Source organism: Actinobaculum suis (genome assembly GCF_900618115.1).
Classification (GTDB): Bacteria; Actinomycetota; Actinomycetes; order Actinomycetales; family Actinomycetaceae; genus Actinobaculum; species Actinobaculum suis.
The window spans coordinates 909,952-928,058 of sequence record NZ_UYIO01000001.1 but is presented as its reverse complement, the minus strand read 5'-3'; the positions used below and the strand labels follow the sequence as shown (position 1 = coordinate 928,058).

Here is an 18,107-nt window from a genome sequence, read left to right as displayed (position 1 = left end):
GAGATTGCGTGGCCCGCCTCCGTTCTCGCCGTAACCAGGCGGTGCACGAACAACCATCACGTCGATACCCCACGTGCCGCCACCTGCGCCACGTGGTCAGTTCGCTAGATCAGTTCACCTAAATCTTTAACACAGGTGCTGTTCTTATCCTGGTTTCCTGACAGGGTAGCTGTTTTTCCAAAGTTTCGCCGGTTCATCCCATATTTACGGCCCGGCTGGAATTCTTGCGGCTGGGGTGCTAGCGTCCACCGGTTGCTCAGGCACCATTTTCGACGACGACGAACGCCACCGCTATATCACCATCATGGCTCAAAGAAACGTGGATCCGTATTTCACCGAGGCTTTCGTGCACAGCCTGGGCCGTCTCCCCCAACAACTGCAAAGTGGGCCGGCCCCAGCGGTCATTGGAAACCTCAATATCGGCCCATATGTTTTCCGGCGCCACCGGTGCGGTGCCGTGCAAGGCCGCCGACCACGCTTTCACAAAAGCTTCTTTAGCAGCCCACCGGGCGGCCAAAGCAGCGGCCTGCTCTGCCTTTCCGCGGCGCGCGGCCCGCCGTTCCACATAGCGGTGTTCCCGCGCGGTAAACACGGCACCGAAATGCGAACCGGGCCGGGCTAACTGTTCCGCAAATTCGCTCACCGCTACCGTATCCACGCCGATTCCTAGAATCATCCCGCCTCGTTTCCGCTAATTATTCCCGCATTAGGTATCGCTTGCCGCACCCGTGCCGCAGTTTGTGCGCCCACGCCAGGTGGCTTCGCATCCTATTTTGCCGCAGGTTCCTCTCCGCGGAGAACTGCCGCAAAGGTTCCGCACCGCAAGCCCGCCACCGCGAGCCCGTCACCGCAGGTGCAAAAGCGGCGCGCGGGCCGATCCGTTTTCCTCCTGGCTGGGGCAACCGGCCGGGCAGATTTGGTTTCTACCGGGCTATTTCCCGCCGAGAGGGCTTGGATGGGCGCCGCGCGCCGCTAATATATCGCAGTTTTCGATCGCAGTTTTCGCTTCGCCGTTGGCTGAGTCACGGCCAGGCGTGATGGTTTCCGGGGGCCCGCTGGCGCGGGCCCCCGGCCGTCACGCTTGGCGCGGTGTTCTCGCACCGCTGCCAGGCTTAGACCCGTGCGTCCGGATCGAGCAGGAGCGCAGCTTCGGCGTCGTTAGAAGGACCTTCGAACCGCACCGGCGTTTCGGTGTACAGCTCTTCATGGCCGATCATGCCCGCCTGCAGGTGGCGCGAACCATCCGCCAAGCGTGCATTCGCCTGGTGCAGCCACTCATCGGCAGCTTCGCGCCCGTAAGTACGTTCCACGGAAGCTTCGAAAGCCGCCGGGTGTACCAGCACCATGAGCGCCGAAACGTGCCCGAATCCGAGCGAGGTAAGGATCGAAGCCTTCACGGTTCCCAGGTGTAGCGGCTCGCGCGGCCACACGAAGAATTCCTTGTCGTAGAAGGCCGGATCCTGGCAGTCCACCGCCTTATTAGCCGGCACGGTACCGGCCGAGAAAATCTCGGACAGGCCTGCCATCTGGAAGAGGGCCGCCCCACCCTTCGAATGTCCGGTTAGCGACTTTTGCGAAACCACGTAGAGCGGGTTGCCTTCCGAACGGCCAATCGCCTTGAAGAGGCGGTGGTGCAATTCGGCTTCGTTCGGATCATTGGCATTGGTAGAAGTGTCGTGCTTGGAGATCACCGAAATGTCATTCGGGGTAACTCCGAGCGCCGCCAAATCCTTGACCAGCTGCGAATCCGTACCACCCTGGCCGGCTGCCAAAGCACCCAAGCCCGGGGCCGGAATCGAAGTCTGAATACCATCACCGAAGGAACGTACGTATCCGACTACCGCGAGCACCGGCAAGCCCATCTTCTGGGCCAAATCGCCGCGGGCCAACAGTACGGTACCGCCACCTTGGCCTTCCACGAAGCCGGCCCGGCGCCGATCGCCCGGCCGCGAGTAGAAGCGCGAATTAATACCCTTGGCTGCCATCGCGTTCGAATCAGCGGTGGCATTCATATTGCCAAAGCCAATCAGGGATTCGATTTGGACGTCGTCGATCCCTCCCGCAACCACGAACTGGGCCTTCCCGGTGCGGATCTTATCGAAACCTTCTTCCACGGATACCGCGGCGGTAGCGCACGCACCCACCGGGTGGATCATGGAACCATACCCACCGATATAGGACTGCATGGTATGCGCGGCAACCACGTTGGGTAGCACTTCCTGCAAGATGTCATTAGGAACGTCCCCGCCCACGAAGCGTTCCACGAACATGCGGCGCATGGAGGTCATACCCCCAAATCCGGTACCTTGTGTGGAACTCACATCTACCGGGTGGATGTATTCGAGCAGTTCCGCTGGGGAGAACCCGGCGGAAATGAAGGCATCCACGGCCGTCATCAGGTTGTAGACGGCCAACCGGTCCACGCCTTCGATCATCGACTGCGGGATACCCCAGTTCGCCGGATCGAAATCAGTGGGGAACTGCCCGCCCACACGCCGCGAAAGCGTAGTGCGGCGCGGCATGTAAACGCGCGCACCGGCCAGACGCGTGACCTGCCACTCTCCGTTTTCGTCCACGCTAATGCGGGTGAATTCCGGATCGGCGGCGAGCATATCGCGCGCTTCTGCTTCGTTCTTCGCCGAATAGGTGACGTCCTTCTCCAAGAAGACGGGCGCCAAATCGGTGGTCCCGATGTCCTGCAGCGGGCCGTCATCCACGAAGGCGCGGATTCCGCTGCGGGCCACCACTTCATCCTTGTACCGGTCGTAAATATCGGTTTCTGGTACCAGGTTGCCGTCGGCGTCATACCAGCCCGGTTGCGGCGTATCGTGCCATTCGAGCAGGTTGGTCATCCAGGCCAGTTCGAGCACGCCCGCCGGGGTGAGCTCGAAATCGCCGTCGTCTTGCACGCCCAGTTCCGCTTCGAAACGGGTACGGGAAGAGCCCCACGGCCCCACTTCGCCAATACCGACGATCACGATCGTATCTTCCGGCCGGGCAGTACCCGCAAATTCGGAAGTTTGCGCGCTGGCCTGACGCGGGGCCACAATCCGCGGCAAAGCCTTGATCGTAGCCGGCTCGGCCCCTGCTTCCGGCGCGTTCTGAGCGGCCTCGGCCGAGCTGTGCGCGGCAGCCTTCTCCGAAATTTCCTTCAGGTTGATCGCGCCAAGCCCGCCCGTCATATCCTTCTCGAGCGGTGCCTGCGTGGCCTGGGCCACGGCTTCCGGTGTGAAGAGCGTGAGGAGTTCTTCCCCAGCTTCTTCCGTAGACCACGTGCGCACACCTTCTGCTTCCACGGCCTCCACGAGCGGGTCGTTACCGCCCATCAAGCCCGTACCGCGTACCCAGCCGATCTTGGCGTGGGCGATGGTGGTGCGCTGGCCCCACGGTTCTACCTTCCACTTGTTCGGGATGGCATCCAGGGCCGCCTTTACTTCGCCGTATGCGCCGTCGCCACCGAAAACGCCACGGTTGGGCGAACCGGCCAAGATTACGTGCATGCGGTGTTCCACTGCCGAATCTTCGCCAATCACGGCAAGCTTGCCAATCAGGCGTTCCACGCCCCACAGCAAGATGCGTGCCTGGTTTTCCGTTTCCGGGCCGGCATCCGTCATATAGCCAGATACCTTGCCGGCCGCGAAAGGCACCAGCAGATCCGGGAGCAGAGCCGGCTTGACCAGGTTGGTGGTAGCCCCCACGGTCTCCCGTTGCTCATTGCCGATCCATTCAGCCAGTGCATCAATATCGCGGAAGGAAGCCAGGTTGGCCGGTACCAGCCACAGGGCGGCATCGCCGCGGGCATTCTCCCGGTACAACTGCTTGGCGTAGATCAAGCGGGCCGCCGAAATATTGGAAGCGGTGGCCACCACGGTCGCCCCGCCGCGCAAGAGCCCGGCCGCTACGGCACCCGCAATGGAGTCCGGTGCCATACCGGTAACCACGGCGATCTTGCCCGAATAGGCGCCCGGTTCTTCCGAAAGGGCATCTTGGGCGATCTGTTCGAAGCGTTCGGCGAGTTCCGGATTGCGCGCTGCTTGCCAGCGGGCCTGCCGGGCCACTTCCGGGCCGGTAGCCGTAAAGTTTCCGGTCACCTCGCGGCCAAAGGCAATCTTGGCCACGTCTTCGCGGGCGGTAGCCCAACGATCGTCGAGGAGCACAGCCTTGTTCGCATCGAAAGCGGGGGTAACGAAACGTTCCCAACCGGTTCCCAGTTCGGCGGCCATAGCTTCGCGCAAGGCCACATCATCGCCTGCTTCGGGCAGCGTGGCCGGCTCTTCTTGGCCGAGCCGGCGCAGTAGATCGCGCGCATTTTCGGCCAAAGTGGTGGTCATCTTGGCGGCGAACTCGTCTAGTACCGCCGAATCCACGGTAGCACCACCGCCACCCCCTGCCTGCGGGATAGCTACGCTAATTCCCTTCACATTACCCACCGCGAGCACAGCGGCATCGATGAGCGCATCCAGGCCGGCTGCGTTGGTCGGAGCCAATTCGGCTTCGGAGCCCAAGGTCGCTAGTTCTCCACCGCGAGTGGACTTACCTTCCCGCGTGCCGAGCAATAGTTCGGCTTGGACGTGGGTAACCCAGCCCGCACCGAGCTGCCAGGTGCCGGTCACGCGATCTGCGATCCGGCTCGGCTTAGCGCCGGCCGCACCCGTCAAGGTCCGCAAGCGGTCGTTGATAGCTTCTCCCAGTACCGAACCGAAGGGACGGTAGGAGTGGGCGGCTTCGTTTACCTGGGTTGCCAGGTCCGAAATCTTGGCTTCCGCGGCCCCATCCATGGAGGCCAAATCGAATTCGGCCGTCATGTCCATGAGGATCTGGTTGCGCTTGGAAGAAACCCCGTTGGTAAGGACTTCCACCGAATCGGCTTCCCCAATTTGGTCTAGCCGTACCTTCGTTTCGTGGGCGAGGAGCACCATCATGGCGTCCGAAGCCTGGAAGGGGATATCGGCGGCCGGGCCGCTTGCTCCACCAGCCGGTGCGGCAGCGGGCGCAGCAGCACTAGGCGCCGGGCTGGCCGCTGGAGCTGCCGGAGCCGGTGCAGGAGCCGAATCGGCCGGAGTGGCCGCCGCAGTGGAAGCCGCCGCAGCGGTTTCCGACGCCGCGGTTTCCGGCGCGCTAGCGGCGCTGTCGCTTTCCGCGGTAGCGGTTTCGGCTGCGGCTTCGGGTGCCGGGGTGGCAACGTCTTCCCGCAATACCAGTTTGGCATCGCGCTGCACATTGAATACGCGCACTTCATCGGTGGCGTGGGCCGGCAAGGCAAGCGTCCGCGCGGCCATATTGGCCAAGGTGGGCGAAGCGGCCAAGCCAACTTCCACGATTTCTTCCACCCCGCTGCTGATCAGCAGTTCTTGGGTTTCAATCCACCGCACCGGCGAGGCGAACTGCCAGGCGAGGAGCTCTACGAGGAGGGCTCGGGCCACTCCCACGCGGTCTTCCGCCACCTTTTCTTCCAGGCTATCGAGCAGTTCGCGCGCGGTTTCCGAAGGTGCTACTTCGAGGATCGCGGCGCAGAATTCGCGGGTTAGTTCGAAGGGACGGGCCACCAGGTTTGGTACGTACCGGTGTTCCAATACCTCCAGGTTAATATCGCGCGGGATGATGCGCAGCAGGGTCTCCCTAAATTCGGGCACCCCGGGGCGCAGCCGCGAAGTGTGGAAGGGCACGTCAATGCCGGGAACCAGCATGAAGGGCCGCTTGCCGCCAGCTGCCTTCGCCCGCGCACCGGCGTCCTTGGCCAGGGCGTCCAGCCCGGCAATGGTACCGGCCACCGCGTACTGTTGGCCCGCCAGGTTGTAGTTCGCGATCTCCAAGAATTCGCCGGTCTTTTCGGCGATCGAGGCCACATAGTCGCGCACTCCGGCGTCGTCTACCCCGAACTGGTTGGGCCGCAAGGCTCCCATGCGGTAGTTCGATCGGCCTTCTTCATCACGCTCCACCAGGTGGTGCATGGTGGTGCCGCGGTGGTAAACGATTTCCAGCACGTCTTCCAGGCTGAATACGTTCGAGTAGGCGGATAGTGCGTTGTATTCACCGAGCGAATGGCCGGCGAAGAAAGCTCCGCGCACCAAAGCACCACGTTCGCGCAGGCGCGCGGTTTGGGCCATGGCCACGGTAGCTAGCGCCACCTGGGTGAACTGCGTGAGGTTCAAAACGCCTTCCGGATGGCGGAAGGTTTCCCCGCGCACCACCAGTTCGGTGGGGTTATCGCGCACCAAAGCCAAAATGGAGAAACCGAGAGTTGCACGCGTGTGCTTATCGGCCCGCTCCCAAATATCGCGGGCGGCCGGCGAATCGGCGCGCTCATCGAGCGCCATGCCCTTCGCCTGGATGCCCTGGCCCGGGTATACGTAGGCGGTAAGCGGCGCAGCCACGGTAGCGGTGGCTTGCGCCACTACTTCGTCACCCTTGCGGCAGGTCACTTCCAAAGCCAGGCCGCCGCCGGGCAGGCGCCCGGTGCGTTCCACGGTGATTTCGACTTCGTCGTTTAGGTCCACCATGCCGAACATGCGGTACGTCCAGCCGGTAATGCGCAGCGGCGGGCGCCCCGCATCCGGATCGGAAACCGCGTGCTGGGCTGCCGCGCACAGCCACATGCCGTGCACGAGCGGTTCTTCCATGCCCGCCACGATCGCGGCGCGCTTGGAAACATGGATCGGGTTGTAATCGCCAGAAACGATTGCGAAAGCAGTCATATCGGACGGAGCCGTGACCTTCACCTTGCGGAGCGTAGAACGCGGCGTATCAATAACTTCGGTTTCTACTCCGCCCCGCGGTGCCGGGTCTTCCGGCAGATCCGTGGTGGTGGCCCGCCCGCGCATGGCGAAACGTTCTTGGAATTCGAGTACGACGCCGGTTACTTCTTCGCCGTCTTCTTCCCAAGTGCCGCTCACATCCGTGCGGATGGCGAGCACGCGCCCAGCCGAAGATTCCTTCACGGAATCTACCCACGAGCGTGCCGTGAGCTCGCCCATGCCCAAAATCTTTTCTACCGGTACGTTGATCTTTTCCGAATGGTCCAAGTGGACGCCGGAAAGCAGACCTTCAATAATCGGGAAGCCATCGGCTTCACCCGAACCCATCGCCGAATAAATGGTCGGCCAGCACGAGCCGAGCAGGGCGGAGGGTACCGTTACGGGGGCCCGGCCGCCCGGCGCGGTAATTCCCGAGTGCAGGTTACCGATTTCTGGGGAAACGGCGAAGGTGAAGGTAGCAACGCCGTCGACCATCTTGGGTTGTTCGGTGATCGGGGTACCACCAATGGTGGTGGTGCCGACGCCGGACATTCCGGCCAGCACGGCGCGCATGGAATCGATAAGGCGCGCGTCGTCTACTACGGGAAGGCCGCCGGTGTGTACGTCTTCCGGCAATACCAAGGGGATCCGCATTTCGCGCACCACGTGCTGGGTGGTTTGAGTGCCATCCCAGGCAGTATCGAGCGGTACGTAGATTTCTAGGCCGGCGGGAGTATCCCGAATTTCGGCTTCCGCAATAAGCGCGGCCGGGTTGGTGGCCAGGTGGCCGTGCCACACAATAAACGGTACCGAACGCAGGTAGGCATCACGGTCTTCGGAAGTGCGGGAGAAGGCCGGGCGTGCCTGAATACCTTCAGCCTGTACTTCGGCTACGGCCGCGGTTTCGTAACGGCCCAGGATATCGGCTACCGGTTCGTTCTTTGTGGTGATCGCGGCTACCGAGACCGGGCCGGGAATAATCCGTACTTGATCGGCCGTGTAACGCGGATCTTGGGACTGCCACAGCGAATCGCGGCCCCAGTTGCGCAGCACTTGGCCATCAATCGTGGCCACGAAAGGTACCGGCTTGGGGTACTTATTGCACAGCGCATCAAACCAGGCCCCATCGGAAGGCAAAACGAGTTCTTCGCGGGCTTCCGGATAGGTTTCGGCCAGGCGGGCAATAGAAGCTGCCGGATCGGCACAGGCCGCGGCTTCTTCCGGGAAGATCGTGGGGATTTCCCCGTGATCGGCCGGTGCCAAACGGGCTTCGGCACGCTGCAAGAATTCGTGGAAACGAGTGGCTACGGTTTCATCGGGCCACGGGTAGGAAAGCTCTACATAGCGTTCCAGCGCTTCCACGTACGTCATTTCGTCAATATCGCCAAAGTAGGGCTTGGCGGTCTTATTGATCGCGGTAATGATTTCTTCGCGCCGCGCCGCAATTTCTTCCGGTTTGCCGTCCAGTTCGAGGAGCAACCGGGCGGCCTTGGCCGCCGAGTTTTCCACGTTGTACATATCGGCATGCAAGGAAGACTGCGAGGAAGTAATACCTCCGCGCACTTCCCCAGCGGCTACCCAGCCGCCGTTATCTTCCGCCGATACCCCGGGGATATCCACCAGGAGTTGCTTGACGTCTTCTGAAGTCTTCGCTTCCTTCGCGGTCATCGCCGCGGTACCAATGAAGATGCCGTCTACTGGCATGCGGGCCAGGCCGTACTGTTCGGACCACTGGCCGGTCAGGTAGGTCTTGGCGCGTTCCGGTGTGCCCAGGCCACCACCCACGGTGATTACCAGGCCGGCTTCCCGCATATCGGCGTAGGTGGCCAGCAGCAGATCGTCCAGGTTTTCCCAGGAGTGGTGCCCGCCGCCGTGGCCGTCTTCTACCTGCACGATGAGCGGAGTACCCGTGTTCTTCTTGGCGATCTCCACTACTTGCTGGATTTGGTCTACGGTGCCTGGCTTGAAGCAAACGTAGGCAAAGCCTTCTGCCTGCAAACGGTTAATAAGTTGCAGGGCTTCTTCTAGTTCGGGTACGCCCGCGGAAATGGTGACGCCGTCCAGGGGCGCGCCGCCTTGCCGCTGGCGGGATACCAAGCGGCGGCCGCCAAACTGCAGATCCCACAGGTAACGGTCCAAGAACATGGCGTTGAACTGGGCGGTACGGCCCGGCGCCAGTTCGGCTTGCAGATCCCGCAGGTGCTTGGTGAGCACGGCTTCGGAAGTTTGCCCGCCGCCGCCCAGCTCCGTCCAATACCCGGCATTGGCCGCGGCCGCCACAATATGCGGATCCACAGTAGTTGGGGTCATGCCTCCGAGCATTACCGGCGAGCGGCCGGTAAGCCGCGAAAACGCGGTATCCAGGTAGGTTTCCCCGTTGATTTCCCGCAGGGCGGGCGCAAATGCCGACCAGTCAGCCGTGGTGTATACGCGAGCATCGCCGGTGAGCAGATCATCGCGGGCTTCCGCGGTGGCCGCATCCACGTAGGACAGGCCGGTACCGGCCAGGTTATCGCGGGTGATCTTGCGCAGTGCTACACCCGGGCCGGCATCTACCACGTAGTGGGTGTCTTGGCCGGCTTCCGGTCCCGAAATTTCGGCTACCGCGTTGCGGAATTCTTCCGTCCAATCCAGGTTGTCCGTAAGTACGGCGCGGGCCAGCTTTTCTGCGCCTGCAACAGAAATCCCGCACGCTTGCGCCCAATCATCTACGAGCTGTACGGCCGGTTCGAGCAGATGCGAATGGAAGGGGGCGGCCACGTTCAAGAATTCGGTAACGGGCTGGAGCGGTTCCCCACCGGTCCGCTTAGCTTCCCGGTCTTCCACGGAACGCTTGGCGAGCGCTTCGATTTCCACGATCAGGCCGGCCAGGGCGGCCGGAGAACCGGAAACCACGCAGGCTTCGCGGGTGTTAATAATGCTCAGATCAATATCGGCAAATTCGTCAATCAGCGCGCTGAGCTGTTTTACCGGTACGCCGCGCACGGACAGCATCGGGGTGGATACCCCATCCGGGCCCATGCCGGCCTGTGCGGTCACCTTGGAAGCGGCCGCGCCGATCAGGCGGGCCAGCGCGAAGATCGCCGGCCGGTCCGCGGCCGGAGCGCGCAGGATTTCGGCGGCTAACACGCCTTGGGAGTGGCCGATTGCCAGTTTGGGCTGGGCGTCCAAGTCGAGAGCAGCACCATATTGGAAGAGCAGGATGCCGGGCACGGAAGTGTGCGGGGCTACCCCGCGCGAAGCCGGGCCGCGCCGGCCCAATAGATCAAGCCGGCCCGCCGAAATCAGTGCCAGTTCGGGCACGACCGGGGCGAGCAGGTCTTCGGCCTGGTCGTCCAGCTCGGTCAGGGCGCGCAAAATTTCGGGGTCTGCAATGAGCGCATCAAGCTCGGTCCCCCAGGGCGTGCCCTGCCCCGAGAATTGCAAGATCCATGAAGCTTCGGTACGAAGCGAATCGTAGACGGATGCCATATTTTTTCTCCGTTAGTCCTTAGATGGATGTTTTTCGAGTTACGTTTTTCAGTTACGTTTAGCAGTTTTTCGCACCCAGGTTTCCCCCACACGTCTGCTAGTTAGCGGTGACGTGACTGCGAGAAACCGGGCGGAATTCTGTGCAGCGTGATATTTTGGCCAGCCGGTGGTGGCCTTTCTTTGCTCGCTGGCGCTGGCCTTCCTTCGGCCTACATGGGAATATTCCCGTGCCGGCGCCGGCCCGTATGCTGGCGGTCCTTAGTGCGCAAGATACGCAGCGATTCCACGAGCGTTTCCCTTGTTGTTTCCGGGGTGATGATCGCGTCGAGTTCGCCCCGTTCCACCGAAAGGAAGGGATTCACGTTTTCCCGCGTGTACTGCGCGGCCAGTTCCTGACGTACCGCTTCTACATCTTCTCCGTTCTCTTCTGCTTCCCGTAGGCGCTTGCGGCCGGTAATAGCCACCGCACCTTCCGCTCCTAGCACCGCGATTTCCGCGCCGGGCCAGGAGAAATTAAAATCGCCGCCCAAAGATTTTGAACCCATCACGATGTAGGCGCCACCGTAGGCTTTCCGCAAAATAACGGTGACGAGCGGCGTCGTCGCATTTGCGTACGACCAAATCAGTTTTGCTCCGCGGCGAATAATGCCGGACTGTTCCTGGGCGGTGCCGGGCCGGTAACCGGGCACGTCTACCAGGGTGACAATTGGAACGTTGAAGGCATCGCAGAACTGGACGAAGCGGCCCGCCTTTTCGGAAGCGTCAACATCTAGCGTGCCCGCATCGCACAGCGGCTGGTTGGCAACGATCCCCACGGACTGGCCGTCCAGGGCCGCAAAACCCACCACAATATTCGGGGCGAAGCATTCTTGTACTTGCACGAACTCGCCGTAGTCCACGATGTGCCCAATTACGTCCACCATGTCATAGGAGTGTTTTGAGGATTGGGGTACCAGGCTGGATAGTTCGCGGGCGGCCGCGGCGTCTTCCGGGCCTTCCACATAGTCCCATTTCGGGGTGGGCGCGTTGCAGTGGGCGGGCAGATAGCGCAGGAGCGTACGCGTGTAATCGAGCGCATCTTCTTCGTCTTCTGCCAGGTAGTGGGCCACTCCGGACTGGAAGGAATGCAGTTGTGCCCCGCCCAGTTCGTCGAAGGAAACGTCTTCCCCGGTGGTTGCTTTCACCACGTCCGGGCCGGTCACGAACATGTGTGCGTTATCGCGGGTCATCACCACAAAGTCGGTAAGTGCCGGGCCGTATACGGCGCCTCCCGCGCACGGTCCCAAAATGCACGAAATTTGGGGTACCACGCCGGATGCTTCGATCGTTTTCTTAAAGATGCGTCCGTATTGGGAAAGGGCGACGACGCCGTCTTGAATCCGCGCCCCACCCGAATCGAGCATGGAGACGATAGGGATCCGCAATTCCAAGGCTTTCTCCATGAGGGCCACGATTTTGTGGCCCTCGGTTTCGCCCAGGGTGCCCCCGGAAACCGAAAAGTCCTGCGCATACACGGCCACCCGCGCCCCATCCACGGTACCGATACCGGTAACCACGGCCGAACCGGAGTAGCCTTTGGCCATATTGCCGCCGGCGAAACGGCCAATTTCTTGGAAGGATCCCGGATCGCAGAACATGGCGATCCGTTCCCGCGCCGTATTTTTCTTCTGTTTGTGTTGGCGGCTACGGGCCTTTTCTTCTGCTTTTTCGGCTAGCGCGGCCTGATAATCCGCAAACCCTTCGCGGTCAATATCGCGTGCCGTGTTATCAACGGTCTGCCACTCGTGAATCGAGCGCAAATCTGTTAGTGACACTATTTCTCCTCACCCGGGGTTTGGCCCGTGCCGGCGGCGTCGATGCGCAGCAACGGCTGGTAGGCCGCAACATTTTGCCCGGCTTCCACCTTCACTTCCGCGATCGTCCCGCTGCACGGGGCGTTCACGTAGCTTTCCATCTTCATTGATTCGAGAACGACCAGCAGATCGCCTTCGGAAACTTCATCCCCGGGCTTTACCACGCACCGCACCACGATTGCCTGAATCGGCGAATTTACCGTGCCTTGTGCGTCCATGAGCTGGGCGTTTGTGGCCAACGCGGCACGCGCTGCCGAAGTTGCGCGCCGCGGTTGCAAGGCCCGGCGAGCCGCATTCCCACCCGTGCGTACCAGCGAAGTGGGCAGGGAAAGGCGCATGCGCCGACCATTTACCTCGATCACAAAACTGTGGAGTTCTTCAAGTTCTCCGCTATTTTCGGCACCGGGCGCAGTGGCCGGTGTGCCTTGCCCCATAGCACCGGCTTCAGGGCCGGCGCCTGCCGGGCCCGCTTCTTCCGCGGCCGAAGCTTGGTAGTTCGGCAATACCGTATCTTCAAACCAGCGCGTGGAAGGTACGTGCGGGCTAAATTCCGGCATCCCGATAACGGCGTCGTACATGGCGAGCGGGGTGGCGATCCCGGAAATCTCGACCTCGGAAATCACGCGATGGGAGCGGGCAATGGCTTGCTCGCGGTCCGGGGCGGTAACAATCAGCTTGGCGAGCATGGGATCGAAACCGGCGCCAATCACATCGCCTTCTTCGATTCCGGATTCCACGCGCACGCCGTGGCCGGCCGGCCACCGCAGTTTTTTGATCGTCCCGGTGGTGGGAACCATGCCGGTGGCCGGATCTTCGCAAGTGATACGGAATTCGAAGGAGTGGGCGCGCGGGGCGGGTACCGGGGTGAGCCGGTGCCCGGCGGCGATGCGGATTTGTTCGCGCACCAGGTCAATCCCGGTAACTTCTTCCGAAACGGTGTGTTCTACTTGCAGGCGCGGATTGACTTCGAGGAAATTTACGCGGCCGTCTGGTTCTACCAAAAATTCGCAGGTGCCCAGGCCTACGAAGTCGACGGCGTCGAACAGGCGGCGCGACCATTCGCGAATAATAGCTTCGGATTTGCCGGGCATGGCCGGGGCCGGGGCTTCTTCAATTAGCTTTTGGTTTCTTCTTTGCACCGAACAATCGCGGGTGGAGATTACTTCGAAATTGCCGTGCGAATCGCGTGCCGATTGAGACTCAATATGGCGGGCGCTGCGGATAAACCGTTCCACGAAGAATTGGCCTAGGTCGTCGCCGTGAATAGCGAAGAAACGGTCTAGATCGGCCGGATTTTCGTGCACGGTAATTCCGCGCCCGCCCCCGCCGTCGGTCTGCTTGGTAACGATCGGGAAACCGAAACGCGCTACGAATTCGTCTACGGCCGCGCGGCTGGAAACCGGTTCGGAGATACCGGGTACCGGAGAAACGCCTACCGATTCGGCGAGCCGGCGCGCCTGGATTTTATCGCCCAAGCGAGCCAAAGCCGAAGGGCTGGGGCCAATCCAGCGTAGCCCCGCGTCCATTACGGCTTGCGCAAAATCTGGGGATTCGGAAAGGAAACCATAGCCCGGGTGGATGGCATCGGCATGGGAACGCAGAGCCACGTCAATAATTTTTTGCGCGTTCATATAGGTTTCCGCGTATGTGGTGCCGTGCAGGGCATACGCGGAATCTGCCATATCCGTGAACCGGGCTTCCCGATCCGCATCGGCATAGACAGCTACCGATTTAATTCCCATATCTTTCGCTGTGCGAATCACGCGTTCGGCGATTTCCGAACGGTTCGCTACAAGAATTTTTTCAATTTTCACCGAATTATGCCCTCTATCATCGAAACTTCGCCCGCCGTAACGGTGACCAGTCCGTTTTCTGTTTCTAGAACGATTCCGCCGTTTTCTGTGACTTCTACGCCGCGGCCGCATACCGGTTCGGCGCGTGGCCGGTTGACCACCACACCTTCCCGCAAGGTTTCGCAATATTGATTGATCTCTGCGAGCAAGCCGGATTGCCGCGCGCTACCTGTTTCTTCTAGTTGTACGAGCCGGGCTAGCAGGCCTGCCAGATAGGCGGCCGCAAGTTCATCCCGGCTGGGAACCGGGAGGTTTTCTGCCACCACCGAAGTGGAAACCGGGGTAGGCAGGTTAGCGGGCGCGATCTGCAAGTTAATGCCCGCTCCTACCACGGTGCCGATCCGGCCGGGTTTTTCCCCGGCGATTTCTCCGAGGATGCCACCAAGTTTGCGTGGCGCTCCCGGGTGGAGCACCAAGTCATTAGGCCAGGAAATAAGGGCCGGGATGCCCAACTGGGCCAAGGCTTGGCGGGCCGCGGCAGCAGCGGCCAAAGTAAGCCAGCCGATTTGGGTGCGCAAAGATTCACTTACTTCGAGCACCGTAGAAATGAGAAGCGAAGAGCCAGGCGCAGAGTACCAGTGCCGGCCTACTCGGCCGCGGCCTGCGGATTGATCATCAGCGATAAGCACGCAGCCATGTTCCACTTCCCCGGCTTGCCATAGCGCCACAAGATCGTCTTGCGTGCTCCCCGTGCGCTCCACGTGCAATACACGCGGCGAAATCTGCGCGAGCTGTGGAAACTGCGCTGCTGCTTCCTGCAGTGGTTTCTCCTCCACCGGCCCCTCCTTCCTAGTGGCTCCGCTTCCTATTGGCTCCTACTATCCAGTTTTCCCAGCTAGTTGGTTTCCGAGCTGGCTTCCCAGCCGGTTGACTTCCGAGCTGGTTGCCCAGCCGGTTGGTTTCCGGGCAGGTTTCCCAGCCGGTTGGCTTTCGAGCTGGCGGGTTGGGCTCCGGCTGGAAGCCGGCCGAATTTCGCGCTGTTTAGCCATGCACGCCCGCCGCCACCTACACCAAGTTACTCGACCGTAACTTTACGCAACCGTAACCTAAGATTTTGGGGCGAACACGGACCCTTGCCTTATTTGTGACAGATATCGCCACTCGTTCGTTTTTACGACGCGCGTCGTAAAAATGAACATTACCCACTTTTTGCCCATATCTCGCCATTTCCGGATTATCGGGAGCCTGGCCGGAAGGCTTTCCGGGCAATGTTCATGAAAAACGAGAAACGCACCGCATCCGCGCGATGCTTACATACTTCGTGAGGCCCACTACCGCCCGCATTGTTGTTTATTACCTATTTTCCGGGCGGCCAGGTTTACAACACATTTCCCGGGCGGCCAGGTTTACAAAGAATTTCCCGGGCAGCAAGGCAGACGCGCTTCTATCACAAATAAGGGCGGCGCCTCCCCTATGTTTTCTTGACAGTTTCCTGCCACAAGGAGGCGCCGCCCGCCACGCTAAGCACGCGGCACCGTACCTAGCGCGTTCCACATAGTACACAGCACCGCCCGCGTAGATGGCAATGTGCCCAGTTCAGCGTGCTATATACACATTTGCGACACCCTGTAAAGCATCCCGCAGTTTTTACTGGTTTTTTCACCGGGGGCGCGGATTCTCACCGCGCGTGCCGAAGCTAGAAAACCCGTACAGAACCCCGCTAAGCCCTGCCGAGCCAAGAAAACCTGGTCGAAACAAAAAATGGGCCGCCACTCGGCAGTTACCGAACAGCGACCCACTTACTGGTTTCTATCTAGCTGCTGATTGGCTAGCTGCTAACTGGCAGCCGGCAGCGTTTTACAAAATGATTTCTGCGCCGAAGGGCGTGTGCTCCGAGGAGTTGCCGATCATAATGCCGATCGGTTCACCTTCGGGAACCACGAAGCTCTTTTCTGCCGGATCCCACACTCCCAGCGGGTGGTGGGAAGCGGCGAGATCGATGGTGATGGTTTCGCGGCGGCTTTCGCCCGGCTGCAGGTTCACGCGTTTGAAGCCCACGAGGCGCTTGGGCGGCTGGCCCTTGCCCGGGATTGCCGCGTATACCTGCACCACTTCGGCACCTTCGCGTTCGCCCGTGTTTTCGAGCAGGAACTGCACGGTTACTTGGCCGCACGCATCCTTCCCGCCCCGCACACCGGCCGCATTAACATCCACATCGTCAAGTTCGAAGGTGGTGTAAGACAGACCGAAACCGAAGGGGAAGGCGGGCTTGACGCCCTGTGCTTGGTACCACCGGTAGCCGATTTGGCGGCCTTCCGTGTAGCGGATTACCGGGTAGCCACCGGCTTCCACAACGCCCGGGTAGCGTTCCGGATGGCCGTGGTAAATCGTGTGTTCTTCCCGTTCGGGGTATGTCATCGGGAGCTTGGCCGAAGGATTGACCTTCCCGAAGAGCACATCGGCTACCGCGTGGCCATCTTCTTGGCCCTGATTAAAGGCTTCGAGGATTGCCGGCACTTGGCGCCGCCACGGGGTGAGCACCGGATCGCCGTCCTTGAGCACGAGTACCGTGCGCGGGTTTACGCCAAGTACCGCGAAGAGCATTTCGTCTTGGCGTAGCGGCAAGCTCAAGCTGCTTTGGTCGCCACCTTCAGTGGTTTCCAGGCCCGCCATAACGACGACGGTGTCCGCCCCGGCCGCGGCCTGCTTGGCCTCTTCCAGGTTGGACATGTCGGCTGCCACCACGAAGGATTCCACGGTGGCGCTGCCACCCAGTTCGGCAATCACATCTTCCATGCCGGGTACCGGCGGGACTTCGTAGAGCGGAACCACCTGCGAAGAACCACCGCCGCAGTTGGCAATATGGTTCACGTATTTATCCACACCCAGGATGAGGATCTTGCCTTCGGGGGCCAGTGGCAACAGTGGCTGGCCGGCAACGGCGTCGTTCTTCAGGAGGGTGATAACCCGGCCGGCGGCGCGCCGCGCGAAACGACCCCCGATTTCCGGATCGATCTTTCCGACCTGGCGCGGCTTATCGAACATCCCCAGCGCGAACATTACGCGGTAGCGGCGCACCAAAGCCCGGTCAATCGTTTCGATTTCCAGGATGCGTTCCTTGAGCATGCGTTGCAGGGCTGCGGCGTTGTACCACTTGTTATCGGGCATTTCGTGATCCATACCGGCATTCAGGCCGCCGGCGGTAGAACGCGTAGCCCAAAAATCAGACTGTACGTATCCTTCAAAGCCCCACTGTTCGCGCAGCACCCCGGTGAGCAATTCGAAACTATCGGTCACATACGTACCGTTGAAACGCTGGTAGGAGGCCATAATCGAAGCGGCATGACCGTCCTTTACGCACATTTCGAAAGGGAGCAAATAGATTTCGTGGGCAACGGCTTCGTCCACGCGCACGTCGTAGCGGAAACGTTCCTTTTCCTGATCGTTGAATACGAAGTGCTTGGGCATGGCAATTACTTCATTAGCCTGAATACCCTTGGTTACTTCCACGCCCATAACTCCGGTGAGATAGGGATCTTCGGAGAAGTATTCGAAGTTGCGCCCGCCGATCGGCACGCGGTTCATGGTCACGCCCGGGGCTTCCAGTACGTGCTGGGCTAGCGTGTGAGCTTCGCGGCCCATGGTGTCGCCGTATTCATAGGCAATTTCCGGATCGAAAGTAGCGGCAATACCCATCGAAGAGGGCATAGCGGTGGCCGGCGGTGAGGGCTGGCCATCACCCATCCCAACGCCTACCGGGCCGTTAGTAACCGCGAAATACGGAATCCCGAGCTCTTCTATACCGTCTACATGCCGCAAAATCTCAATCTGGTTGAGATCCGCATCCGGATCGGTCATATCCAGATCGTAAATATCTAGCGTCGGAGTGCTACCGCCCAGCTGTTGCGCTTTTTGTTCGAGAGTCATGGCGGCCACGAGAGCTTTTGCACGCTCATCGGGCGTCTTTGTGGTATCCATCCACTCGTGCATGTTTATTCCTCTCCGTTATTGAGGCTTCGCCGTTGAAAACATCCGTTTCACCGTCGAATAACCGAAGCTTTCGGGTGCTTTCCATTATCGCCCTCAGCGGGCATTGTGGCTAGGGACACACGGTACGCGGTTTTTGTGAGCACGTGCGTTTCGATATTGCGCTTGCCCCGGTCCGGCTCGCCCCGGCCCGCCCCAGCTCTGCCTTCTGTTCTGCCCCGAGCCCTCCTCAGCTCTGCCCCGCCCCGGCCCGGTTTCACCCCGCCACC

6 protein-coding genes are annotated in these 18,107 nt (G+C 60.9%); all 6 read right to left on the bottom strand.

Going from position 1 to position 18,107, the window contains the following annotated elements:
- Positions 1–256: 256 nt before the first annotated feature.
- On the bottom strand, positions 257–676 hold the full coding sequence (gene acpS / locus H8274_RS03730; RefSeq protein ID WP_185933861.1) for a holo-ACP synthase AcpS: 420 nt from the start codon (positions 674–676) through the stop codon (positions 257–259).
- Between the two features lie 436 nt (positions 677–1,112).
- A complete protein-coding gene (locus H8274_RS03725; RefSeq protein ID WP_185933860.1) occupies positions 1,113–10,205 on the bottom strand; it encodes a type I polyketide synthase in 9,093 nt (3,030 codons plus the stop codon).
- Between the two features lie 209 nt (positions 10,206–10,414).
- On the bottom strand, positions 10,415–12,019 hold the full coding sequence (locus H8274_RS03720; RefSeq protein ID WP_082159989.1) for an acyl-CoA carboxylase subunit beta: 1,605 nt from the start codon (positions 12,017–12,019) through the stop codon (positions 10,415–10,417).
- The gene (locus tag H8274_RS03715; RefSeq protein ID WP_244924518.1) at positions 12,019–13,872 is read right to left on the bottom strand and encodes an ATP-binding protein; all 1,854 of its coding nucleotides are present in this window, start codon (positions 13,870–13,872) and stop codon (positions 12,019–12,021) included. The genes H8274_RS03720 and H8274_RS03715 overlap by 1 nt, the downstream gene beginning before the upstream one ends.
- Positions 13,869–14,687: a biotin--[acetyl-CoA-carboxylase] ligase gene (locus H8274_RS03710; RefSeq protein ID WP_185933858.1), complete on the bottom strand. Its 819-nt coding sequence runs from the start codon at positions 14,685–14,687 to the stop codon at positions 13,869–13,871. Before H8274_RS03710 ends, H8274_RS03715 begins: the two co-directional genes overlap by 4 nt.
- A 1,021-nt stretch (positions 14,688–15,708) precedes the next feature.
- Positions 15,709–17,841: a beta-glucosidase gene (locus H8274_RS03705; protein ID WP_185933857.1), complete on the bottom strand. Its 2,133-nt coding sequence runs from the start codon at positions 17,839–17,841 to the stop codon at positions 15,709–15,711.
- Between the last annotated feature and the right edge of the window lie 266 nt (positions 17,842–18,107).